Source organism: Streptococcus sp. HMSC073D05 (assembly GCF_001812015.1).
In the GTDB taxonomy this organism is placed as follows: Bacteria; Bacillota; Bacilli; order Lactobacillales; family Streptococcaceae; genus Streptococcus; species Streptococcus parasanguinis_D.
In genome coordinates this window covers 414,409-438,603 of the sequence record NZ_KV807489.1, presented here as the reverse complement: position 1 = coordinate 438,603, position 24,195 = coordinate 414,409, and the positions used below count along the sequence as shown (strand labels likewise).

The following is a 24,195-nucleotide window of genomic DNA, read 5'->3' as shown; positions in this document are numbered from 1 at the left end:
GAGAGGCCAGGACTTTTGTCCCAGCCTCTTTTTTATAACTTCACTCATTTCCATGGTATAATGGGAGGACTATTCATAGAGAAGATCAAAAGGAGACACGAGTGGATCAAAAACATCACTGCCAAGTCCTATGGGCGAAAAATAAGTACCTGGTGCTGAGCCATTCCAGCAATATCTACAAGGAGATCCGGGAATACCTCAAGCAAGACCAGGTGGAGGTCAGCCACGTCGAGGACCTGATCCAGCAAGCGCTAGCCTTGCCGGAAAATCGTGGTCAGGTATCCAATGCCTTCCAGCATATCTGGGGCTATTTCAAAAAGCAGGCGACTCCTGAGGAAAAGGCCGACTTCATGTTGCTACTTGAGAGATACCAGCATGGCCAAGCTAGCCAAGAGGATCTCATCAAGGGGATCCAAACGCTCCTTGAGCGCTATCCCAATCGCTACTTGCAAGAGTCAACACTACTAGGAGGTCAATAGATGAGACTGTGGCACCAAGACTTGATTCCCAAACTACCTCGACCCCAGCTTCTAGGCCAACACCGGGAATGTTGCGCCCTTCGAGGCAATGGCTGGGGAAAGAAGCACGCAACGGTCAACTATGTCTTTGATTACTCGCCTTATCGTCTCTATGCCTATCACCGCCTGATCATGGAGGAGATGACCGCTCGTGGCTACAAGGTCAGCCCAGAGTGGTGGGAGCCGACCTACCGAGGTAAGACCTGCCCAGCTTATCCAGAGCTGGAAGAGGAAGCCTTGAGCACTCCCATCTATCCTGAGCATCAGGACACTTACCTCCAAGAATGCCTGGACAATCTAGCAGAAAAAGGGATTCAATTAGACTAAGAAAAAACGAACCAAACCAGGTTCGTTTTTTTGCGCCAAATCCCAACAAAATGCTTTGAAAGCGTTAATTTCTTTCCCAAACATGCTATAATAATAGGAGATTATGTACAGGAAAAGGATAAACGGATGAAGGCAGTAGCAACTCCAGAACTTGAGATTGAAAGATCGGAGTCGCACAGCTTAAATAGGATGATGATATGAAAAGACAAAAAGATTTTTCTGAACTAACCAGGGTTCAAATCCCGGCAGCTCTGCATCTCATGCGTATGGGCTATACCTATCTTCCTCGCAATGGGAAGGAGATTGCAGAAAGAGATCAAGATACCAACATCCTTGTATCTGTTTTTAAGGAGCAATTTTTAAAATTTAACAACTACTTGACAGAGGATACCTTTGAGAGAGAACTAGCCAATATCAAGTTGGAACTAGATCAAAACGATTTGGGACGTTCTTTCTTTAAACGTCTGCAGGGTTAGGAAGATGCCATTTATATTGACTGAGAAAATCCTGAAGCCAATACCTTCCATCTGGCACTTGAAGTTACTTGCCAAAATGGTCAGGATGATTTCCGTCCTGATATCGTAGTGTTTGTCAATGGTCTGCCTCTTTCTTATATCGAAGTGAAACAGCCCAATGCTATCCGCGATGGGAAGACTGGGATACAGTCCGAGCAAGACAGAACCAGATACCGTTTTGAAAATCGTAAGTTCCGTCGTTTTAACAACATCACCCAGTTGATAGCTCTGTCTGATAACTTGCCATACATCAATGGTCAAGGGCAACAGTATCAATCAGCAGCTGCTTCGGGAAATTGGAGCGACAATCAGAAATTATGAGCGCAAACGAATCGCGGAAAGGAGCAATGAACATGGAACTGACCTACACAGAACGGGGATTATCTGATCCCGAACATCAAGCTGACAGAACAGGAAGTGAAACCCATCGGGAAGTACGGACAGATGCGCAAACATTATCTGAAAGAACATCGTTCGATTCTCTGGAATCAGCTGATTCTGACGGAACAGCTGTTTCAGCATCTGAGGGAAATCGACGAAATGGCGCACCGGAGACTGGACGAGATGATGCCGGAGATGGCACAGCAGGCGGGCGTGACAGAGGAACTGAAACGCAGAGACCCGATGACTTGCGCAGGAATGATGAACAATCTGAAAACACAGGCAGAGGAAATCTTGATGACGGAGTTGGTGTTCAACTAAGCGAATTGGAACCTTCCTTACAACAGAATACGGAACCGGAAATTGCCACATTCCAACAGCTTACACTGGATATGTTGTTCCCGACAGAACAAGAGCAAATCACCCGGATTGATGAAGCGGATCGCACTCAGCCAGTGCAATCCGCTTTTTTGTATCCCATGCAGAAGTGGATGATATACTCCGCTTTGGCAGTAATACCGATAATGCCAGACAGCAAATTGCGGATGCCTTTATGAAGCAGAAAATGGTTGCTGACATTGCTGGGTTGTTACAGCATGAGTTTCATGGCGGCTATGGTATCAAGGGCGATCATGGCGATTATGCAGCTTGGAGCGATACAAATGGTATCCATATCTGTAAAGGACGCGATGCCAGATTTCATGCGGATGCTCAGGTGATTTCTTGGGAAGATGCCGCAAAGTGTATTGGTGAACTACTTGAAGAAGGAATTTTTGTCAGCAATGTAGAGATTGCTGAAGCAGACAGACAGGTACGTTCGCAAGTGGCTCAGAGCCTTTTATTCCTCTACCATGACCGTAGTGAGACCGGTGTGGAAGCCGGTTATCTGTCCTGTTTAGAAAATCTCCCAGTGGGCTATCCTGCGGCAACGGAGGCTCTTGCCGATATGATGACTGACCCTGATTTCCAGAAAACACTTCAAACGGAATTTGCCCGCTTTGCCTTGGATTATAGTGAGGATTCTTCCAGTCTCCGTTTCCATTATTACAAAATCAATCTCCTGTGGAATGCAGTCTATGACCTGTCTATTCAGAATCAAATCACAAAACAGCAGCCAAAAGCACTTCTGTATTATCAACAGCACGGTTTTAGTGCCGTAGATGATTTTTCTTCATTTTGTGAATCTGTGGAGGAAGTGAAGGTGAGGCGAGACAGCTTGCAGACAAATATTGTCAGTGCCGAGCATCGCATGAAGGAAATTGCTGTTCTCCAGACGCATATCACGAATTACCTCAAGACCAAGGAAGTGTATGCCGGCTATCGTAAGTCAGGCTATTCTAAGAAGTATTATACGGAACACGCCGATGATATGGAACTCTGTAAGAAATCGAAAAAGGCATTTGACGAGCTTTTGCCATCGGATGATTCCGGTAAAAACAGTCGGCACATACAAAAAGAAATTGACGTCTTTGAAAGAGCTTCGGGCGGAGTACACTCAACTGCTATGCGAGAAAAAGGCAGCATACCCGGAATACTATAAAGCAAAATTGGAATATCGCGATCAGCTGACTTATCTAGGGAACCTTGTCGGTCTGTTTGGTATAGAAAATGTGAGAGCAGAACAGCAGAAGGAGCGTTAGCATGAAGAAAAATAAGCGCTGGAACAGTGCGCCGCCGAAGATGCAATCTTCGTTTAATGGGGTTTGAGGCTATGCCTCAACAAGCAGAAAACATAGGAATCCGCGAAAGCGGGTTCCTTTTGTTTTTGTGCCTTTGTATATACAAAGGCATTGCTTGCCAAAGAAAGAAAAGATGCTGTAATTCCCCTTTCGACAACCTTGACTCTTGTTGACAAAACGCCTAATTTGTGCTAAAATAATGCAGTAGTTATATACATTCAGAGCCAAGGAGACGATGAATATGACATTTGCAGAAAATATTAAACAGACGAGGCAACGCCTATTCTACTCACAAGAGGCATTTGCAAAAGAACTTAATGTGAATTTAACAACGGTGAGCCGTTGGGAGACAGGAAAAAGCAAACCCAATATGTCTACCATGCGACAAATAAAAGAATTTTGTACCAAATATAATGCTGACTACGAACCGCTTGAGAGTAGTTGGCTTGCTTTTGAGCGAGAGAAATAAAGAAGGAGTAGGAGAATTGTTATGCCAAGTAGAATCCCCGGCGAGGGCAAGTACAATTTTATAGATTTGTTTGCAGGAGCTGGTGGGCTGTCTGAAGGATTTATTCAAGCAGGTTTCAATCCTATTGCTCATGTAGAAATGAATCCTTTTGCGGCTCAAACACTGGTCACAAGAAGTTCGTATTATTATCTAAAGCAAGCTAAGCAGTTGGACATTTATTATCAATACTTGCGTGGGGAGATAACACAAGAAGAGTTTTTGCAGAAGATTCCTAATCGTATTAAGAAAACCGTGATATGCGAGACAATGTCAGATACTACTCTCCCTGGCATTTTTAAGACAATAGACGGAATTATGAAAATTCGAAACATTCAAAGTGTAGATGTGGTAATTGGTGGGCCTCCTTGCCAAGCATATTCTCTTGTTGGACGCGCACAGAGTAGTCACATGAATCATCCTATGTCCGAAGATCCAAGAAACGAGCTATATAAACTGTACGCGAGAGTTTTGAAGCGCTATCAACCCAGAATGTTTGTTTTTGAAAATGTAATGGGTATCTCATCGGCAAACGAGGGAGCAACCTTTAAGAATTTGACAAAGTATCTTCGCAGAGTTGGCTATGAGATTGAGTGGCGTGAACAAAATTCTAAGCATTTCGGGGTTTTGCAGAATCGTCGTCGAATGATAATTATTGGTTGGCTAAAAAACAGCGGTATGGCATATCCGGATTTTTTGAAAAAGGAAAGCTCGTTTACTGTGAACGATTTACTGGCCGATCTTCCCAAATTGAAGCCAGGTCTTGGAGCATCCGAATACAGAACTAAAACATGGAGCAAGTGTGTATCTGATACAGAAGTTAGGACAGTGGATGATGTTCTCACGCTTCATAAGAGCCGTCCTAATAAAGACCGTGATATTGAAATATACAAACGGGCAATAGATCTATGGAATGATGGACACAGGCGCCTTAATTACAACGACTTGCCTGAAGAATTAAAAACGCACAAGAATAGACATTCCTTTGTAGATCGCTTTAAGGTTGTTGAGGGTGATGAGTCTTGTTGTCACACTGTGCTTGCACATCTTTCAAAGGATGGACACTATTTTATTCATCCAGATATAGAACAGCACCGTTCCATTACCGTGCGTGAAGCTGCTCGTATCCAATCATTCCCTGATAGTTATTTTTTTGAAGGCTCCAGAACAGCGCAATTTGTTCAAGTCGGTAATGCCGTTCCTCCACTTATGGCAAAAGGGATAGCGTTGGGGATAGCTGAACAATTGGAACACAGATAGGGGTGATGATGATGGAGGGCAACTTGCTTTTAGAACAATACGGAAAATTCAAAAAAGCGGAATTGGAGGAATCTCCGTTTCGATGCTTGTTGAACACGAAAATTGAGATCAATCCCCATCAGATCAATGCGTTTTGTGCTGCAATTCAAGCTCTAAAAACAGGCGGTATTGTCCTTGCTGACGAAGTTGGTCTTGGAAAAACCATAGAAGCAGGTCTTACACTAAAGTATGTTTTGGATTCGGGAGCAAAGCGGGTTTTAATTGCACTTCCGGCAACCCTCCGCAAACAATGGGAAGTTGAACTTGAAGAGAAATTTAGTCTCAAGGCAACAATATTAGATCGTCATACGGTGGAGAGTAATTTGAACTTTTGGAAGTCTTGCTTGGAAAACAGAGATAAGGTCAGAATTGTAATTACTTCTTATGACTATTCTTCAAAATTGATGCAGCGATTTCCTAATGTGAAGTGGGATTTCATTATCATTGATGAGGCTCATAACCTACGCAATGTATTTCACGGAACGAAAAGAGCAAAACGGCTGTATGATCTTTCAAAAGGCATTCCCAAAATATTGCTTACAGCCACGCCGTTGCAGAACTCGCTATCTGATCTTCATGGGCTGATTTCGTTCATTGATCCTCGGATTTTTGGGAGCGAGAAGGTTTTTAACAAAAGATTTATTGAGGGGCAAGATTATACAGAATTAAAAAGAGAACTTATCCCGGTTCTATACCGAACACTTCGACGGGATGTTGGAAAATATATGGACTTCAAAAAGAGGGAATGTAGAATGATTGACTTCGTGCTTTCTCCTGATGAAGTTGAACTATACATGAGAGTAAATAACTTTCTGAAAAGGGATGTCCTATACTCGATTCCTAACGCAAATAAGGGACTTATAGTATTGGTTATCCGTAAGTTGCTTGCCTCATCGAGCTATGCTCTGATTGAAACATTTGAGGTATTAAAGAATAGACTTCAAAAGTTATATGAGGGTACAAAGTCAGCAAATGCCCAAGATGGGTTCAATCTATTCTGGGATTTTGTAGAGGCTGAAATTGACGAATCCGGTTTTGAAGAAATTGATGATGAGGACACATTGTTTCAAAAACAGCAGATCCAGGCGGAAATGGACGAGGTTGATGCAATCATCGAGACGGCAAGCCGCATTCAAAGCAATGCGAAGATTAAAGCTTTGAAAACCGCGATTCATACAGCTTTTGAATATCAAGGAAAGCAGAATATTCCTCAAAAGGTTGTTGTATTCACGGAATCAAAGCGAACTCAAAAATACATTGCCACTGAGTTGCGCAAAGACGGATTCGAGGAAGATGATATTCTGTTGTTTAATGGCGACTTTAATGATGCTATGACAAAAGAAATATACCGTGCATGGCAGGTAAAGAATTTTGGTAAGACGAACTATGGCCGTAGTGTTGAGTATAAACACGCCATTGTCGATTACTTCAAGGAACACTCCAAAATTCTCATCGTAACAGATGCCGGTTCAGAAGGTTTGAACTTACAGTTTTGTAACACTGTTATAAACTATGACCTTCCATGGAATCCGCAGAAAATTGAGCAGAGAATTGGCCGTTGCCATCGTTATGGGCAAAAACATGATGTTGTTGCTATCAACCTTCTGAACACGGGCAACGAAGCAGATCGCCGTGTTTACGAAATTCTTTCCAAGAAGTTTGAACTATTTGATGGCGTATTTGGTGCCTCCGATATTGCTCTTGGTACTTTAGAATCAGGAACAAGTTTTGAAAAAACAATTCTTGATATTTATCAGAATTGTGGAACAAGGGCAGAATTCAAAAAAGCATTTGATAGATTAGATAGACAGCTTGATGCAAAACGTAACAAGAAAGCTGTTCAACTCCGTTCTATTTTGATGACAGAAAGCGATACAGCAAAGGGCGCCGCTTTGGAAAAGACAAAGAACGATATTGATCAGTATTTACAACAAGTCGATTTTTGGTCTCAGGTGGCAGAACCTGATCTGGAAGGCAACTTGAGCTACTGGAAAATTGATAACTGGGGTGAAAAAACTTTCGGTTCACATGGGATATTGTTTGTCGGTGCATTTTGTAACTCCAATAATGAGATGCTTTTCCCGGTTCTTCTTCTTTGCGATGAACAAGGGCGATATATCGACTTTACGGAAGATGATATTGTTCAGGCACTTGAGACTGTGGATGACGATGATGTCAGATACTTCAAACCTACTGACGAAGAGATGGCTTCATACAGGAGTATTTATGACACACTGGTTCAAGAAATGTTATCTAAGTATCAGGAGACATCCAAGCCGCTGATGGAGTATAACAAACGCAAGGTGGAAAACTGGGTTGATATTCAAAGAGAACAGTTGAATATCCAGATTGCGGAGATGAATGCAGAAGTTGATGAGTTGTCTGCTGAAGCAACCGCTGCAAAGGATTTTTTGGAGAAGGTTGATATTCGCAAAAAAGTTGACGAAAAGAAGAAACAACTTCAGAAGGTTCAAACAGCATTTCATCAGAAAGTCTACTCCATCCAAGAAGAGGCCAAAAGGGAAATTGCTGAGTTTAACCAGCAATTTGATATACAGCCGATTTTGCTTGTCAATGTCGTGCTAAAGTTCTAACAGATAAGGAGACACAGGAATGAAACACAAGGGAAAACTGGAACTGACCTGGGTCGGAAAATATGATGATAAAGTAATCGAACCTCGTATTTTGATGGAGAATCGCGAGAAATCATATGGAGACCCTCGAAGTGAAAATATGCTAATCCATGGAGATAATTTAATTGCGTTGCAAGCACTTCAACAGGATTTTGCTGGGAGGATAAAGTGTGTCTATATAGATCCGCCCTATAATACGGGAAGTGCATTTGAACATTATGATGATAATTTGGAACATAGCATCTGGCTTTCACTGATGAAACAGCGATTGATTCTTTTAAGAGAGTTGTTGTCAGATGATGGTTTCTTGTGTTGTCAGATTGATGATTCTGAAAGCCATTACATCAAGGTTTTACTTGATGAGATTTTTGGACGCAATAACTATTTGACTACGCTTTATATTCGTGTGCGTTATCCCGATAAAACATTGAAATCTGATATGGATTTTCATAAGGAAATTGAACAAATTCTTGTCTATAGAAAATGCTATGGCGCTGTTCCAAACTTTGATTATGATGAAGTCGGATTTGAAAAGTTTATCTATGAAGTTAAAGAAACTGGAAAAGGACATGAAGAAGTGATTGGCGGGAAAAAGGCTATTGTATTCAATTCTGATGAGTACAAAATAGTGAAAAAGGCTGTTGGCGATGAGTATGGCTTAAAGGAAATATGGGCAACTGGCACTATCTTAGATGGTAATTCTTCAGGACGTTTCTTTAGAGATTATCTTACCGGACGCTATAAGACGGATGGATATGGTGTCATGTATAAAATCTATGGAATAGGAGACGACCGATATGATTATCGCTATTTTACAGGCCCCAAAAGAGCAGGAGCAACTAAGGGTAAGTATTATCAAGGTGTTCCCATTGAGAAACTTGAAAGTGAAGAAGTTAAAAGAAAGAAACCGATAAACGGATTCTATGACATGGCTGGCAATTTTGGTAACTGTAGACATGAGGGTGGAGTCGAATTTCGTGGAGGTAAGAAACCCGAAGCACTTATCGAAATGATTATAAGGTATTTTTCCAACGAAGGAGACTGGATATTAGATTCATTCTTGGGAAGTGGTTCAACGATTGCTACCGCACATAAAATGAGCCGCAAGTGGATTGGAGTGGAGATTGGAGACCACGCTTATACGCTATGCAAAACAAGAATTGACAATGTAATCAACGGTGATAAGACGGGTATTTCAAAAAATGAGAACTGGCAAGGTGGCGGTGGCTATCATTTTTACGAACTTGCTCCAAGCTTGTTGGTTAAAAATCAGCGTTTGCCGGTTTATCAGATTAACCCAGAGTACACATTTGAGATGCTTTGTGAAGCTATTTGTAAGATTGAAGGATTCAAATATAAACCGGACGGTGTGTATCACGGACATTCGTCAGAGAAACGGTTTATTCATATTACGAAGGAGTTTGTGAACGGTGAATATATTCGCTCTATCGCAACGACCCTCGGTGAGAATCAGTCGTTGTTAATATATAGTACAAAGGTACAATCTGATTTGAGACTACCGGATAATATTGAAGTGAAGCGTATTCCGAAAGATTTACTGGATAAGTGTACATTTGAAAGTGAGGTTCGATAAATGGCTGATATTGTAACAAAAATTGGATATGCCATGAGCCTGCGAAAACCCCAGCAGGAAGCTCTTTCCTATCTGGATGCAATCAGTACTCACTGTGATTATAAAAAGGACAGCAAGGTAGAGATTGAAGCTGTGGCAACGGAACATTGTGAGAAACAACGTAAAATCAAGGTTGATGATAAGTTCGATTTCCCGTCTTTCTGTTATGCCATGGCAACGGGTATTGGTAAGACTCGTTTGATGGGAGCTTGTATGTATTACCTCTATAAGACAAAGGGGTATCGTCACTTCTTCATTCTGGCACCGGGAAATACAATCTACGAAAAACTGCGGAAAGAATCGAACCCCAATCACCCGAAGTATATCTTTAAGGGATTAGAGGCGGAGATGGGGCGTCCAAAGGTTTATGATGGTGAGAATTATGATTCTTATCCTGTTAGATATGAGCAGATGAGTCTTCAGTTTGAAAAAGGCTCTGAGATTGAGCTGTTCATCTTTAACATCGGAAAGATTTTCAATAGTAAGACGGACTCTCAGTTTAATTTCCATAAATTCAAGGAAACTCTTGGTATGTCATTTGCTGAGGTGTTGTCCAGTTTTGACGACCTGGTAATTTGTATGGATGAAGCACACCGTTACTATGCGCCTGCTTCTATGAAGGCAATAAATTTCTTGAAGCCTGTGCTTGGTTTGGAGTATACTGCAACACCTAAGTCTACCAATAATGTAATCTACGCTTATGATCTTGCTAGAGGAGCCGTAGAGGGTTATCTGAAAACACCTGTGGTGATGGGAAGATCGAACATGGCGGGTTATAGCGCTGAGGACATCGAGGAGATGAAAATCCGTGATGGATTGATGCTTCACGAACATCGTAAAGGTGTCATTCGCCAGTTCTGTGATGATAATGCATTACCGTATGTAAAACCCATCGTTTTGATTGCTTGCCGCGACACAAACCATGCTAAAGAAGTCCGAGCTTTGATTGATAGTGATAACTTCTTGAAAGGCAAATATAAGGGGGAAGTAATCGAGATTCATTCCAATATGAAAGGTGATGAATCAGAGGAAAATATTCGACTGCTGCTTTCGATTGAAAACGCACAAAATCCTGTCGAGATTGTCCTTCATGTCTATAAGCTGAAAGAAGGTTGGGATGTCAACAACCTATTTACCATCATTCCTTTGAATGCGGCAAAGAGTGACATCTTGGCAATGCAAACTATTGGTAGAGGACTTCGTCTACCTTTTGGACAGGCTACCGGTAATGAGGATATTGATACCTTGGATATTGTTGCCCATGATCATTACCGCGAGTTGGTTGATGAAATAAAAAACAGTGATATTTTCAAATATCGTGATTTGGACAAAACTGTGGTTGAACCTTCGGACACCGTAGACATCAGCAGTCCTGTTGATGAAGGCCAGCTTAATATTTTTGATTTTGCTGTAACCGATACAGGTGTAAAATCATTTGCCGAAATCAGCACCAATACCCAAACACAGCAGGACCTTTATACAGCTTATCTGAAGGCTTTTGGATCTACGAAGAAGAAAGAAGCAGATTCTTCCGGAAATGTGCAGATGACATTGGATCTGCTTTTCAATGTGGGGACTGGTGAACCTGATAAGAAGAATGACGGAACACCGGAAACATTGGAGACAACGGAGACAACCTCAACCACCAGTAAAGGAAAGAAGTCACTTTCAAAGGATGAGTTTATTCAGAAAATCAAAGAATACTCTGGCAAAGCAATCTCTGTTCCGAAAATCTTGGTTCAGACGACATCTGAAGTGAAATTCAAGCGGTTTGCAGTCAAGAGAACAATACCGGATTTTGAGGTTGCTATGGCAAAAATCGAAAGATTTGATGCTATAAATCAGCAGCTTCTAACTGCCGTTGACGCGCAGATTCTGGAGATTGATGATGCTCTGAATACACTGGCTTGTATGCTTCTTGACTCGATTAGCGAACTGTCCTATGAAGATGCGGATTTTATCATTGATGTGGTAGAGCAGTATCTTGCTCAGATTGAAGGTGATGAAGAGGATAAACGGAAAATCGTTCGTCGTTATGCGTCTTTGATTGTATCTGATATTAGAAAACAGATTTTTGAACATACTGAACGCAAGACGGAGGACATCCATATTGTTCAGAAAGACTTGATTCTGTTCCGCAAGTTTGTCAAGAATGTTAAAAAGGATGGTCGTGTTCATTTTGACAAGACGTTTACCGATAAGTCGAACATAAAGAAATACTTGTTCACAGGTTACAAAAAAGCCTACTATACCGAAAATTCTTTTGATAGCGACACCGAACGCTTGTTTTCTATCATTCTTGAAGAAGATCCAGATGTAATCCGCTGGATTAAACCACCGCTGAATCAGTTGGGGCTTTTTTGGCAAGCTGGTCAACAGTACAATCCTGATTTCTTAGTAGAAACGACGAGCGGTAAATTTATGGTAGAGGTAAAGGCTTCTAACGAAGTGACGGCAGATGATGTGGTTGCGAAAGCTCGCGAAGGAATCAAATGGTGCCACTTTGCATCTACGGTTGACCCAGACCATAAAATGTGGGAGTATCGTTTGATTTCTGATGACAACATTAAGCTTGGTAATACCTGCAAGTACACTTTAGGTACAGCTCATAAGATCGAGGAGGGATAAACTATGCCGGATAGATTTAAGTATTCAGAAGTGCGGCAAGAGATTATCAACGCACTTAGAACTGATTTGATGGGGCCTCAGTCCGAGAATGAGATATTGGATGAAAACCCCAAAAGCTCATATATTATCGGAATGCTTGCTTCCCAGATCGAAGAAAGAGAATCTTCCACTGCTGGAGAGCAAGAGGTGGATTCTGACATTGCGTATGGGGATTCTGAGGATTATACCGCCGGCGAGGATGATGATAATGAACCCATAATGACCACCAGCTTCAAGTTACCAACTTCAATCGGTATAAGCTTCTATATTGCTTCATCTACGAAAGCAATCAATATTGATGTAAAATGGGGCGACTATGTTCGTTCGGTTGAGAAGCGGGTTGGAAAAGATGGCAAGGAGTTTAACCATGCCAGTTATACCCGACAGCCAATGGTATCTACAATCGTTGTTGATTTCGATTCGTTTGAAAAAAACACAGAAATTCGTCTTCAGGAAGATTCCAATATCATCGTCCATATTTCTAGGATTCCTTTGAAAACGGGATATTCCTTGGTAACTGCGTATGTCATGAATAGGCGGAAAAATTCCGAAAACGAAGTTGAATCAATGATGTTCCAGGTTGAGCTTAAAGCATATTTGAAAAATGGAGAAAGAGTATTCTTTGCGGAGAATATTTGCCGTGATGTACTTGCAGAAGATGAGTTCTATTTCGAACAGCGTCCTATTTTAGGTCGTGGTAGAAACTGTTCTGCAACATGGAATGATGAAGTAGACGGTAGAACATCTTGGGTGAAATCGGATTTTATCCCAGAATATGAGTTCCCTGGTGTAAGTGCTGCATTGAAGGGCTTCGATAAGTTCTTTTTCTCAATGAGATTCATGTCCAATCCCAAAAACAAGGAAGGTATCTTTGAGAGATTAAATGTCTTGGCTGATTCTTATGAAAAATGGATTCAGGAAAAACTTATTTCGGATGATAAGATGACAAATGCCGATTTCAAAGATGAAATTGGCGGAAAAGTAATTTCCCATTGTAGTGAAGCTCTGGATAGAATCCGTGAAGGCATTGCACTGATTACAAATGATGAAGTTGCTTTCGAGGCATTTTGCTTTATGAATCGCTCTATGTTACTTCAGAGAAATATCATGAGCTATTCTAAAAAGCATGGCGCTGGCATAGAATGCAACTTTAGAGATTTTGTAGACCCAAGAAAGCCTGATACAGATTTTGGTTGGAGACCATTCCAGATTGCGTTCATACTAATGAATTTGAGTGGAATTGTTAATCCAGAACATAAAGACCGGGATGTAGTCGATTTACTGTATTTTCCGACTGGTGGTGGTAAAACTGAGGCATATTTGGGCTTAATGGCGTTTGTGATTGCTAATCGAAGATTGCGCGCCTCTGAAGCATCTGAGTATAACGCTGATGGTGGAGTAACCGTAATGCTCCGCTATACGCTACGCCTTTTGACGACACAGCAGAGAGATCGAATTACGAAAATGGTTGTTGCCGCTGAACTTATTCGTCAAAAAACATATCCTAAGTATGGAAAGGAACCTATTAGTATTGGTTTCTGGGTAGGTGGCGGTGTAACACCTAACAAATTTGATGAACTAGTAGAAAAAGCTGATAAGCTAGGCGAGGCAAAAAGGAAACGCAATCTGCTTTATAAGCAGCTGTTGACTTGCCCGTTTTGCGGAAAACCACTTACGGAAGATGAGTTTTATATTGACCCTGACAGAAAATCTGTTGCTATTTATTGTGCAGATAGAAATTGTATGTTCTATAAGTACAAACAGGATCGCATTAAGATTCCGGTGTATCTTGTTGATGAGGAAATCTATGCGAAATGTCCGACAATTATTTTGTCTACCGTTGATAAATTTGCCCGCCTTCCTTGGGATGTTAAGACAAATGCGTTGTTTGGAAGAGTTGATAGGGTTTGCAGCCGTGATGGTTATGTTGCCATTGGTGAAGAACATAAACGACACAATAGGACGCAAGAACTTCCCACTTCAACATTAAATCCGATTCGACCGTTTCTTCCGCCTGAGCTAATCATTCAAGATGAGCTTCATTTGATCACTGGACCTCTTGGGACGGTTTATGGTGCATACGAAACTATTATTGAGGATATGTGTACTTATGGCGATAAGAAGATTAAACCGAAGTATGTGGTCTCAACTGCCACCATTAAAAACGCATCGGAGCAGACAAGGTGCCTTTATGCACGAAAATCAACTGCACAGTTTCCTCCTAACGGTTTTGAAATCGGTGACAGTTTCTTCATCAATGAAATATCCACTAAAGATGACCCATTCCGAAAGTATGTTGGAGTATGCGCACCAGGTCAATCCGTAAAGACTACACTGTTAAGAATGTATGCAATCATTCTTCAGACTTCTTATCAACTTGCTCAGAAGGATGAATACAAGGATGTGATTGATCCGTATTATTCCTTGGTGGGATATTACAACAGTATTCGAGAACTTGGCGGTGCAGTACGCTTGTTACAAGACGACATTCCGAAACGAATCTATCGTATTAAAACGAAATACAATATGGATAAGGTTCGTTATCTAAACAAGAAGGTTGAGATAACTTCCAGAATGTCCTCCTACGAGATTCCGAATAAATTAAGACAGTTGGAAGCTACCTGTGATTCAAGGGATTGTCTTGATACAGCCGTTGCAACCAATATGATAGCGGTCGGTATGGATGTTGACCGTCTTGGGCTAATGGTCGTAACCGGACAGCCGAAGCAAAATTCTGAATATATTCAAGCAACAAGCCGAATTGGTCGTGCTTTCCCAGGACTTGTCTTTACGCTTTATAACCCATATCGTCCTCGCGATTTGTCGCATTATGAGAATTTTACGGGCTATCATTCGCAGCTATATAGGTTTGTTGAAGGTACAACAGCAACCCCGTTCTCTGCAAGAGCAAGAGACCGCGTAATGCACGCTCTAATAATTTCTGCAATTCGGTTAAAATATCCAGACATGGCATCTAATGAGGGTGCTGCTGATATTGCTGCTCTTTCCGATATACAAATGTCCGAGATAAAGACTTTAATTCTTAATCGATTGAATATAGTTAAACCAGAAGTAAGACTGGATGCAAAGAATGAAATTGACCAGTTTATTGATTGGTGGAAGATGCTGGCAGCACAAGGCAAACCTTTGCGATACTATGTTTATGGAACTGATAAATATAACCGCCTTATGAATTATTATGGACAGTCATGTAAGGATACTGAGAAGGCTACACTAAGCTCTATGCGTGAAGTGGAAAACGTGGCAAATATGTTCTATTACACGGAGGAGTAAGATGGCAGGATACGATAACAATAAATTGGGTGAATTGCGCCCTAACCAAATTATTACAACATTCGGTCCAGGTGCGATTGTTGATGCTGTTAAGGATTCGGTAACGGTACTTGATATTAACTATTGGAAAGAAAAGGGCAAGAAAATTATAGACGGAAGATTGGCTTCTTATCTTGGCGTTGACTGCTTTTATATGCCTCGAACTTCATACTCTGGTGATGTGCCGGTAATTTCCTTCCCCTCCATTCATGTGTGTTCAAATTTGAAGTGTGGTCGGCTTTTCGATGCACGGGACAACTTTGATTTGGAAAGGTATTTGAGGTTTGGAGTTACTTGCCCGGATTGCCACAAGCCTTCATATCCGTCTCGATTTATTACTATTTGCGAAAATGGACACATGGATGATTTTCCGTGGAGTTGGTGGGTTCATCGCGGCACGACCAACTGCAAAGGAAAGTTAAAAATGTACTCGATAGGAAATACTTCGACACTTGCGGATATGTGGGTTGAGTGTGAACTGTGTGGTGCTAAAAGAAGCATGAGTGGAGCTACGCAAGAAGATAACTTTAGCGAGTTGCGCTGTACGGGTCATCATCCTTTTCGTCCGAGATCAAGAAATGAAAGATGTGGTAAAAAGGTAATCCCATCACAGAGAGGTGCATCAAATGTCTATTTCTCTGTAAGCAGGAGTGCTATTTCTATTCCGCCGTGGGTTAATCCTTTATACAATTTAGTTGATGAACATCTTCATGATATTGAACTTTTGAAGGATGTAATGGGAGATGATGGTGTAACTGTCGCATATAAAAAGTATTTTGCTGAAAATTATACTCGCGCGGAGTTTGATGAAGCCCTAACTCGTAGATTGAGTAATATAACAGAGTTCAAAGAAATTAAGCAGATGGAGTATGATGCTATCACTCATCATAATGATCCTGCTTATGCTTCTAATAAAAAACATTTCAAAGCAGAGGAGGACAGTTTGCCAGCATATCTGAAACCCTATTTTAGTAGGGTTATCAGAATCACTCGCCTTCGTGAAGTGAAAGTATTACTTGGATTCACTCGTGTAGATGCACCTGATCCGGATGCAGATGTCCAAGCTAATGTTGTTTATCTTAATAAAGGAAAGAGTGAAAAATGGTTGCCGGCGGCCGAGGTCAATGGCGAAGGTGTTTTCGTCGAGTTTAATAAAGAGACATTAGAGAAGTGGCTTGGTATTCCGTCAGTAAAGGCACTTTCCCAGAGATACGAAGAGTGCTATGAAGAGTTCTGCAATGCTAAAGGTTGGACATTAAATGTAAAGAGAAATGCAACCTATGTTTTAATGCACACTTTCGCGCATTTGCTAATTAAGCAAATGTCGATGGCATCTGGATATTCATCTTCGGCAATACGAGAAAGAATCTACTTTAGTGAAAAAATGACTGGAATTCTTCTGTATACAGGAAGCGCAGATAAGGAAGGCTCATTAGGAGGTTTAGTAGAGCTTGGTAACATTGGGAAATTAGTTCCTTTAATGAAAGATGCATTCCAAGAGGCACTTCTCTGCACTAATGATCCAGAATGTATGAGCAATGCTCCGGCTGGAAATAATCTTAACGGAGCAGCCTGCCATTCCTGTTGTATGATTTCTGAAACAGCCTGTGAAAATGGAAACCGTATGCTTGATCGTGGCTTGGTAGTCCCCGTTGCAAGTCGCGAACGAGAGTCGTATTTCAGAAAGTTGGTGTGTGAGCTATGTCAACTGGAAATGTGAATTTAGATATTTTACTTGGTCAAATTGAAGCGGACAGAATCGCGAATACAAAACAAGCTATTCCGCAAATAATGAAACGATACTCTTCTTTGTCTCAGAAACAAGCAGAAGAGATATATCAATTAGTTACAGCGGCCTCTGCCGAAGAAAAGGCTGTAACTGCTTCATTAGTAACTACGGTACCTCCATCTTTTTCTGTAAGAGCAAAATCAACAAAGAACACTGTTGAAGGGATGATCCGGGGAGCAAAACGAAGTGTTTTGATTACGGGATATTCGCTGTCCGGATACTTTGCTGACCTTGTTGATGTCCTTATTGAGAAAAGCCAAAAGGGTGTTTATGTGAAATTCTTTGTGAATAACATCGAGGGCCAAAAAGGCTTAGATAAACTTTGCCGGTACAAAGGAAGATTTTTGCATATATACAATTTTGCGGGAAGTAATGATTCTATGGCTGCTTTACACGCAAAGGTGATTTCAGTTGATGAACAACAAACACTAATTACATCAGCAAACTTATCCTATCACGGACAAGAAGGAAATATTGAGCTTGGTACACTTGTGGATTCAAGGGAAATCGCCAAGCAAGTTGATGATATTTTCACTCATCTGGTTTTCACTAAGGTTGTGAAGAAAATATAGCAACCAGTTTCAGATGAGGATGCCGCCGCACAGGTATTTCAATACTTGAGCAGCGGTATTATATTTTGCTGGAAAATGGAGGAAAACAGAACAATCATTTCTATTACGACCGAATGATAAACTTCGTTACACTTTATACCGAATAATACGCAAATACACGGTAATACTATACAGCCTATTCGTACTAACGCTACTGCGTAGTTTTGGTATAAAATTATAGTGTAGTGAGGTGGTGAATGATATGGATTTGATAGCCCGTATTTCGGAGCTTCTCGATGAACACAGGTGGTCAAAATATCAGCTCGCAAAAGAAGCAGACTTGTCTCAATCCACGATCTCAAGCATGATGAAGCGTGGTAACAAAACAACAGTTTCTACGATTGAAAGCTGTTGTGCTTTAGGTTGCTGAGTTTTTCTGTGATGATCTGCGAACAAAGGATTTTTCACTGGAAGAGCGTAAACTCATTTCCGATTGGAGGAACCTTAGCCCTGATATGAAAAAGCTGTTATTGCTATGATTGCTGAGGCACAGGCGGAAGCGAAGGAGCTGTCACAAACTAAAAAATGCGACCGTACAATGTAGTATGGTTGGTCACGAACAAGGATTGTTCGGTCTGCCATGCTCATGTGCTAGAACCAATTAAGAATCATAGTTGTAAACTCCTTATAATGCTATTGAAGGATGTTTCGGTTATGAAAATTAAAACAGGTTCAATTCAAATGAAAATTAATCAAGAAAATATGAACAAAATTGTAGTCCCTGAAATTCCGTTGAAATTATTATTTGAAATTAATCAAAAATTAGAAGTGCTTGATAAACAGCAACTTAATTTAGTTGAAGAGAATAAACAACTCACCCAACTTCGCGATTGGCTCTTACCAATGCTAATGAACGGGCAGGTGAAGGTGGAGTAAGGGAAACAATCAAGAGGAGATTTTTATGGAAGAGAAAAAGATTTTAAAACTTCTCAGAGTAAGAAAAAAACATTTAAATAAAAAAGTTTCTGAAGAGAAATTAAAAATTAGATACTGTAGAAACTTCTCTTCAACAAAAAATGAATTAAACTATTTTGTTGTAAATAATAATATCGCAGAGATTAGTTTTCCAAAAGAAAGAGAAGAAGAAACAGGTTATATTAAAGAACACTCGACAGATAATCAAGATAGACCATCTGGAGCAAGATATTTTATCAAACAAGGTGATGTAAGTTATCCGAGAAGTGGTAAGGTTACTCCTTCATATTGGAATAAATTAAAAAGAACTCCTGATTATGATAAATATTTTCGTAGAGGGCATCTTATTGCTTCAACATTTGGTGGAGATAAGAAAATGTCTGATAAAAGTAATCGAGGAAAAAAGTCTCAGTTTATTCAGACAAAGTGGAGTAACGAAAATGATAATGGGAGAAATCCATGCTGTCAATGGCGTTTTGAAGATATAATCAAAAAAACTGTAAAGAATTGTTCAGTATGTATAGATTCTCGTCCCATTTATCGAAATAAGGCTGATGTGATTCCGATTGGAGTTCACTTGCAAGCAGTGACGAAAGAAAGATCATTATTCAACGTCTTTCTTCCGAATATCGATCCTAATATTTTAATTGATTATAAAAAATGTACTTTTAAACCGAAAAAGTAATCCTCTGCAAATGCTTTGCTTTTTGAATGTGAAAGTCATATCTTTTTAAATTAATTATTTTTCCAAGAGTTATAACGACGAGCCTTCTTTCTAGTCTGATAAAATTTAAATTCCTAAAAATAGAGTAGGTCAGTAATCACTATGAGTATGAAAATTGTTGAATACAAAGACGTAATTGCTTTACATCCAGGTCAATATATTGGAGAGCTAATTGAAGATTATCAGATGACCCCAAAAGAATTTGCGGAGGAATTTGGAGTATCACCAAAGACTATCAATAAATTAGTGAATGGTGAGGAGTCGATTAGTAATGATATTGCTCAGAAGTTAGAGAAGCTTACTAATATTTCGATGAAAACTTGGCTTAATTTACAAGCTTCCTATGATAGGAAAGTGGCGAAAGTTACACATGCATTTTAATAATACGTCCTTTTTTATATCTTTACTAATATATCCCTCCTTAGTTTTCTAAGGAGGGTTTTTTGTCAAGTTGTTTTTCTTGCTTCTTTGGAAAAAGAGTGTATAATGATGTAATATAAAAAGTTACAACAAAACGAAACTGAAAAGGAGACACCTATGACATACGCCTACAATAGCAAGATTTACCTGGCAGAAGCTGCGCTCAATGTGAAGGATTTGGCGCACCAGACTGCTTTTTACACCCAAATTTTGGGCTTGGAGATTCTGTCTCAGACCGAGGAGGAAGTCCTTCTTGGGGCTGGAGGCAAGCCCTTAGTCCATCTCATCCAAACGGATCGAACTGAAGCCGTTAAAGCTAGCTTTGGTCTTTATCACATGGCCATTCTCTTACCTAGTCGGGAGGACTTGGCGGATGTCTTCAAGCATATAGCTGAGCTGAACGTTCCCTTTGTCGGGGCTGCAGACCATGGCTACAGTGAAGCCCTCTATCTCGAGGATCCAGAGGGCAATGGCATCGAGCTCTACCGGGATAAGCCAGTGGCGGAGTGGGATATCCGTGAGGATGGTCGCATCATCGGAGTGACAGAGGAACTTTCTGCTCAAGAAATCTATGAAATGGGGCGCAAGGTAGAGCCCTTCCAGATAGCGCCCGATACCCGCATGGGACATATCCACCTCTCTGTAAGGGATAGCCGAGCTACCTCCGCCTTTTACCAAAAGGTGCTGGAATTCTCGGATAAGTTTACTCTTCCATCAGCCAGCTGGATTGCTTCTGGAGACTACCACCATCACTTAGCAGTCAATGAATGGGCCGGCAAGCACTTGGCCAAACGGGAAGCCCAGCTTCCTGGTCTTGCTTATTATGTCGTCCAAGTAGAAAAGAAAGAAGACTTGGTTGCCATCGCAGAGCGAGCAAAAGAGCAGGTGGCACCTGTCACCTGGTTGACCTCATTCGAGCTCGAGTTTACAGACCCAGATGGGATTGTGACCCGTGTCAGAAAGGGTTAGAAACCTTGATAAATTTGTCTTTTTGAGAGAAAAAATAAAAATAGTAAAATTAGTGATATTTTGAGATGTAATTTTTGACATTACATCTGAGTCGTGTATAATGGTTTTTGTAATAAATAAACTTACAACAGAAAGAGGAAACATCTATGAAAAACATTTTATTTATCGTCGGATCTCTTCGTCAAGGATCTTTTAACCACCAAATGGCTCAGAAAGCAGAAAGTCTTCTTGAAGGAAAAGCAACTGTAACTTACTTGGACTACAAGGACATCCCAATGATGAATCAAGATTTGGAAACGCCAACCTTGCCAGCAGTGCAGGCGGCGCGTGATGCTGTCCTTGCTGCAGATGCCATCTGGATCTTCTCACCAGTCTATAACTTTGCCATTCCAGGTGTGGTGAAAAACTTGATCGATTGGCTAAGCCGTGCGCTTGACCTATCAGAAACTCGTGGCCCATCCGCCCTTCAAGATAAGATCGTAACCGTCTCTTCAGTCGCTAATGCAGGACACGAGCCAATGTTTGCGGCTTACCAAGCCCTCTTACCATTCGTTCGTACCCAAGTAGTGGGAGACTTCACAGGAACAACCGTTAACCCAGAAGCCTGGGAAACAGGTGAATTGGTCTTGACAGACGAAGCCATCGAAGGATTGGAAAAACAAGCCCAAGCTTTATTGGAAGCATAATAAAAGCTGAAACTTAGGTTCCAGCATAGAATGTAGAAAAATTAGTATCTAGATGATTCTTCCAAATAATGACTTCTATTTTTAGTCATTTAAGGAGATTTAAAACTTTCCGCCGTGAGAATAGTGCCTGAAACGCAATTGTTTCAGGCACTCGGGAGTTTTGGAACCTTAGGTCCAAAACTAAGTCATGGAACTTCTATGAAGTTCGCTGACGTCCGTACTCACCTAAGGAAAGTTTTTTAGAAAATTTTATCTTCAATGAGAGTGGAACAGAAATCGGTCATTTGTTAGAATGCGATTTCGTCGTCCCACCTCCGCACTTTTTTGAAAAAACTTGTAAATTTTTCTATTTTTTTCATCCGGCTTGCTGGAATTGTGGTAGAATAAAGTCAACAAAGAGCTATCCTCACCAAAAGTGTGATCGATACTAGAAAAGAGGATTCTGATGACAAGAAAAATTGGTATTATTGGTTTGGGCCATGTTGGTGCAACCTTGGCCCACAGCATGATTTTGAAACACACCTGTGATCACTTGGTCTTGATTGATACCAATGAAAAAAAGGTCAAGGCAGATGCTTTGGACTTTTGTGATATGGTTGCCAATACAGGTTATCCAGTGCATATCACGGTCAATGATTATACTGCTCTTAAAGATGCGGATGTGGTGGTCTCTACTCTGGGAAATATCGAGCTTCAGGCCAATAACACGAATGATCGTTTTGCGGAGCTTCCCTTTACCAGTAAGCAAGTGGTACAAGTGGGACGTGATTTGAAGGCTTCTGGTTTTAGCGGGGTCTTATTAGTAGTGACCAATCCAGTCGATGCGGTTACTCAACTCTATCAACAATATACCGGCCTTCCAAAAGAGCAGGTGATTGGGACAGGAACTTTGCTGGATACAGCACGCATGAAGCGTGCAGTTGCTGATCGTTTGCAGGTTTCTCCTGCTAGTGTATCAGGCTATAACCTTGGTGAACATGGAAATTCTCAATTTGTTGCTTGGAGTCAGGTCCGTGTCAAAGGACACGCCATCACCGATCTCTTCTCACAAGAAGAGCTTGACGCCATCAACTATGAATCCTTGCGAGGTGGCCACACTGTCTTCTTTGGCAAATTCTATACCAATTTTGGGATTGCAGCAGCAGCCCAACGCTTGGCAGAAGCTGTGATCAATGATAGCCACGAGGAAATGCCAGTGTCTAACTATCGTCCAGAATATGGAACTTATCTTGGCTACCCAGCGATCGTGGGTCGAAAAGGAATTCTTGAACGATTGGATTTGCATTTGATAGAAGAAGAAAAAGAAAAATTGCTCCATTCAGCCGAAACTATCAAAGAAAATACACGAAAAGGATTGGAGCATGCATAAAAGTAAAAGCCAAGAGAAATCTTGGCTTATTTTCTGCAATTTTTTCGAATGGTATAAGTGAGGGGACTCCCTATACGAAATCATCGGAGGTTGCTATGAAGAAACGACACGAGTATGTATCGCCCACCTTGGATTTAATGGCGAAAAAGATTTTTAGTCTACCGGATGTGACAGCCAAATTCATCCGCGAAGTATTGGATCTGCCAGTAGAGTCCGTTGAGATTTTAGAAGGAGACCAGATCCATGAGCAGGGGTTTTTAGGAGATCTTCCTTTTGAAACATCCGTTGATGTGAGAGCAAGACTAGATAGTGGGCTTGAAGTCATCATTGAGATTCAAGTTTTGAAGCAAGAGTATTTCTTGAATCGTTTTCACTATTATTTAGCCAATCAACTGGTAGAAAATGTCCAACGCAAGCGAAAGAAAGGGGCAACCCATTCTATGTACCAGGAGCTGGAGCCGGTCTATGGGATCGCTATCCTGGAGCGAAGTATTTTTCCTCATTTAGATTCACCTGTCAATGTCTATGAAATGCGCCATACAGTAGATGGGACACCTCTTTATAGCTCTCGAAAGGATGGAGTAGCTCATAATATGTTAAAGGTTGCCTTTTTAGAGTTGGATAAGTATAATGAAAGTAGAGATACGGAGTTGAATGCTCACTGGAGACAATGGCTTGAATTTTTTGGCAATCGCCCATTCAGTCATCAACCAGACCAAGTGATCGAGCAGGCAGAATCACTCCTGATCCCATCAAATTGGACAAGGGAGGAAAAAGAAATGATTGATGAACGGATTCGTATCAGAGAAAATTGGGAAATGAGCATGGATACCTTTCGGAAAGAACAACTGGAAGCCGGTTTTCAGAAAGGGTTGAAAAAAGGTCTTGAACAGGGACTCGAACAAGGTCTTGAACAAGGACTCGAGCGTGGTCTCGAACAGGGATTGGAACAAGGCAGACAAGAAGGCATGGAGTTGGGAGTTCAAGCTGGTCAGCAGTCTCTGATTCAAAAACTATCTTTGAAGGGGATGAGTATCGAGATGATTGCTGAAATGACAGATTTATCCTGCGAATCCATCCAAAAAATGTTGGCTACGGATTCGTCTGACGAGGCGTAGTAGCGCGAACAGAATTTTGGGATTGAGAATTGCCTTGCTTATAAAAAAGTAGTTCTAAAATGGATTGTAAAGATCGTCTGGGGATCGTTTTTATTGGATGTTGA

19 protein-coding genes and 2 pseudogenes are annotated in these 24,195 nt (G+C 41.0%); all 21 read left to right on the top strand.

The features are described from left to right. Positions 1–101: 101 nt before the first annotated feature. The 21 genes and pseudogenes from HMPREF2832_RS05515 to HMPREF2832_RS05420 all read left to right on the top strand — a co-directional run bounded on the left by HMPREF2832_RS05515 (position 102) and on the right by HMPREF2832_RS05420 (position 24,091). Positions 102–479, top strand: a complete 378-nt coding sequence (locus tag HMPREF2832_RS05515; RefSeq protein ID WP_061590979.1) for a YbgA family protein — start codon at positions 102–104, stop codon at positions 477–479. Beyond that, complete coding sequence (locus HMPREF2832_RS05510) at positions 480–845, top strand: TIGR02328 family protein (RefSeq protein WP_070505904.1); 366 nt, start codon at positions 480–482, stop codon at positions 843–845. 197 nt (positions 846–1,042) lie between these two features. Continuing rightward, positions 1,043–1,657, top strand: a pseudogene (locus HMPREF2832_RS09850) (type I restriction endonuclease); the annotation flags it as partial. 120 nt (positions 1,658–1,777) lie between these two features. Next, complete coding sequence (locus HMPREF2832_RS09845) at positions 1,778–2,062, top strand: TnpV protein (protein WP_261674221.1); 285 nt, start codon at positions 1,778–1,780, stop codon at positions 2,060–2,062. Positions 2,063–2,294: 232 nt separating this feature from the next. Then, on the top strand, positions 2,295–3,281 hold the full coding sequence (locus HMPREF2832_RS05495) for a hypothetical protein (RefSeq protein WP_070505898.1): 987 nt from the start codon (positions 2,295–2,297) through the stop codon (positions 3,279–3,281). 380 nt (positions 3,282–3,661) lie between these two features. Next, a complete protein-coding gene (locus HMPREF2832_RS05490) occupies positions 3,662–3,889 on the top strand; it encodes a helix-turn-helix domain-containing protein (protein ID WP_070505896.1) in 228 nt (75 codons plus the stop codon). 21 nt (positions 3,890–3,910) lie between these two features. Next, entirely contained in the window at positions 3,911–5,185 is a 1,275-nt protein-coding gene (locus tag HMPREF2832_RS05485; RefSeq protein WP_070505895.1) for a DNA cytosine methyltransferase, read from the top strand. A gap of 23 nt (positions 5,186–5,208) precedes the next feature. Next, entirely contained in the window at positions 5,209–7,818 is a 2,610-nt protein-coding gene (gene drmD / locus HMPREF2832_RS05480; RefSeq protein ID WP_222566242.1) for a DISARM system SNF2-like helicase DrmD, read from the top strand. 19 nt (positions 7,819–7,837) lie between these two features. Beyond that, entirely contained in the window at positions 7,838–9,451 is a 1,614-nt protein-coding gene (locus tag HMPREF2832_RS05475) for a site-specific DNA-methyltransferase (protein WP_070505893.1), read from the top strand. Beyond that, positions 9,452–12,118 (top strand): DEAD/DEAH box helicase, encoded by a 2,667-nt coding sequence (locus tag HMPREF2832_RS05470; RefSeq protein WP_070505892.1) that lies wholly within the window; start codon positions 9,452–9,454, stop codon positions 12,116–12,118. 3 nt (positions 12,119–12,121) lie between these two features. Then, entirely contained in the window at positions 12,122–15,451 is a 3,330-nt protein-coding gene (gene drmA, locus HMPREF2832_RS05465) for a DISARM system helicase DrmA (protein ID WP_070505890.1), read from the top strand. Position 15,452: 1 nt separating this feature from the next. Then, complete coding sequence (gene drmB / locus HMPREF2832_RS05460; protein ID WP_070505888.1) at positions 15,453–17,210, top strand: DUF1998 domain-containing protein; 1,758 nt, start codon at positions 15,453–15,455, stop codon at positions 17,208–17,210. Continuing rightward, on the top strand, positions 17,192–17,851 hold the full coding sequence (locus tag HMPREF2832_RS05455) for a phospholipase D-like domain-containing protein (RefSeq protein ID WP_070505886.1): 660 nt from the start codon (positions 17,192–17,194) through the stop codon (positions 17,849–17,851). The genes drmB and HMPREF2832_RS05455 overlap by 19 nt, the downstream gene beginning before the upstream one ends. Positions 17,852–18,092: 241 nt before the next feature. Continuing rightward, positions 18,093–18,260: a helix-turn-helix domain-containing protein gene (locus HMPREF2832_RS10580; RefSeq protein ID WP_148131351.1), complete on the top strand. Its 168-nt coding sequence runs from the start codon at positions 18,093–18,095 to the stop codon at positions 18,258–18,260. Positions 18,261–18,544: 284 nt separating this feature from the next. Continuing rightward, positions 18,545–18,766: a restriction endonuclease subunit S domain-containing protein gene (locus HMPREF2832_RS05450; RefSeq protein WP_222566244.1), complete on the top strand. Its 222-nt coding sequence runs from the start codon at positions 18,545–18,547 to the stop codon at positions 18,764–18,766. Positions 18,767–18,791: 25 nt separating this feature from the next. Next, positions 18,792–19,490, top strand: a complete 699-nt coding sequence (locus HMPREF2832_RS05445) for a DNA-entry nuclease (protein WP_070505883.1) — start codon at positions 18,792–18,794, stop codon at positions 19,488–19,490. A gap of 141 nt (positions 19,491–19,631) precedes the next feature. Then, a pseudogene (locus HMPREF2832_RS05440) lies at positions 19,632–19,895 on the top strand (HigA family addiction module antitoxin); the annotation flags it as partial. A 171-nt stretch (positions 19,896–20,066) separates the two neighbouring features. Then, the gene (locus HMPREF2832_RS05435) at positions 20,067–20,918 is read left to right on the top strand and encodes a VOC family protein (RefSeq protein WP_070505879.1); all 852 of its coding nucleotides are present in this window, start codon (positions 20,067–20,069) and stop codon (positions 20,916–20,918) included. A 146-nt stretch (positions 20,919–21,064) separates the two neighbouring features. After that, positions 21,065–21,604, top strand: a complete 540-nt coding sequence (locus tag HMPREF2832_RS05430; RefSeq protein ID WP_070505878.1) for an NADPH-dependent FMN reductase — start codon at positions 21,065–21,067, stop codon at positions 21,602–21,604. 445 nt (positions 21,605–22,049) lie between these two features. Next, entirely contained in the window at positions 22,050–22,973 is a 924-nt protein-coding gene (locus tag HMPREF2832_RS05425; protein WP_070505876.1) for an L-lactate dehydrogenase, read from the top strand. A 95-nt stretch (positions 22,974–23,068) separates the two neighbouring features. Beyond that, complete coding sequence (locus tag HMPREF2832_RS05420) at positions 23,069–24,091, top strand: Rpn family recombination-promoting nuclease/putative transposase (protein ID WP_070505875.1); 1,023 nt, start codon at positions 23,069–23,071, stop codon at positions 24,089–24,091. Positions 24,092–24,195: the final 104 nt, after the last annotated feature.

Excerpts from the sequence above, each read along its gene's own strand:
- HMPREF2832_RS05420 (WP_070505875.1), top strand. The coding sequence starts at position 23,069 with ATGAAGAAACGACACGAGTATGTATCGCCCACCTTGGATTTAATGGCG.
- HMPREF2832_RS05485 (WP_070505895.1), top strand. The coding sequence starts at position 3,911 with ATGCCAAGTAGAATCCCCGGCGAGGGCAAGTACAATTTTATAGATTTG.
- HMPREF2832_RS05430 (WP_070505878.1), top strand. The coding sequence starts at position 21,065 with ATGAAAAACATTTTATTTATCGTCGGATCTCTTCGTCAAGGATCTTTT.
- HMPREF2832_RS05475 (WP_070505893.1), top strand. The coding sequence starts at position 7,838 with ATGAAACACAAGGGAAAACTGGAACTGACCTGGGTCGGAAAATATGAT.
- HMPREF2832_RS05490 (WP_070505896.1), top strand. The coding sequence starts at position 3,662 with ATGACATTTGCAGAAAATATTAAACAGACGAGGCAACGCCTATTCTAC.
- HMPREF2832_RS05450 (WP_222566244.1), top strand. The coding sequence starts at position 18,545 with ATGAAAATTAAAACAGGTTCAATTCAAATGAAAATTAATCAAGAAAAT.
- HMPREF2832_RS05455 (WP_070505886.1), top strand. The coding sequence starts at position 17,192 with ATGTCAACTGGAAATGTGAATTTAGATATTTTACTTGGTCAAATTGAA.
- drmA (WP_070505890.1), top strand. The coding sequence starts at position 12,122 with ATGCCGGATAGATTTAAGTATTCAGAAGTGCGGCAAGAGATTATCAAC.
- HMPREF2832_RS05510 (WP_070505904.1), top strand. The coding sequence starts at position 480 with ATGAGACTGTGGCACCAAGACTTGATTCCCAAACTACCTCGACCCCAG.
- HMPREF2832_RS05470 (WP_070505892.1), top strand. The coding sequence starts at position 9,452 with ATGGCTGATATTGTAACAAAAATTGGATATGCCATGAGCCTGCGAAAA.
- HMPREF2832_RS05445 (WP_070505883.1), top strand. The coding sequence starts at position 18,792 with ATGGAAGAGAAAAAGATTTTAAAACTTCTCAGAGTAAGAAAAAAACAT.
- HMPREF2832_RS05425 (WP_070505876.1), top strand. The coding sequence starts at position 22,050 with ATGACAAGAAAAATTGGTATTATTGGTTTGGGCCATGTTGGTGCAACC.
- HMPREF2832_RS05495 (WP_070505898.1), top strand. The coding sequence starts at position 2,295 with ATGAAGCAGAAAATGGTTGCTGACATTGCTGGGTTGTTACAGCATGAG.
- HMPREF2832_RS05435 (WP_070505879.1), top strand. The coding sequence starts at position 20,067 with ATGACATACGCCTACAATAGCAAGATTTACCTGGCAGAAGCTGCGCTC.
- HMPREF2832_RS10580 (WP_148131351.1), top strand. The coding sequence starts at position 18,093 with ATGGATTTGATAGCCCGTATTTCGGAGCTTCTCGATGAACACAGGTGG.
- drmB (WP_070505888.1), top strand. The coding sequence starts at position 15,453 with ATGGCAGGATACGATAACAATAAATTGGGTGAATTGCGCCCTAACCAA.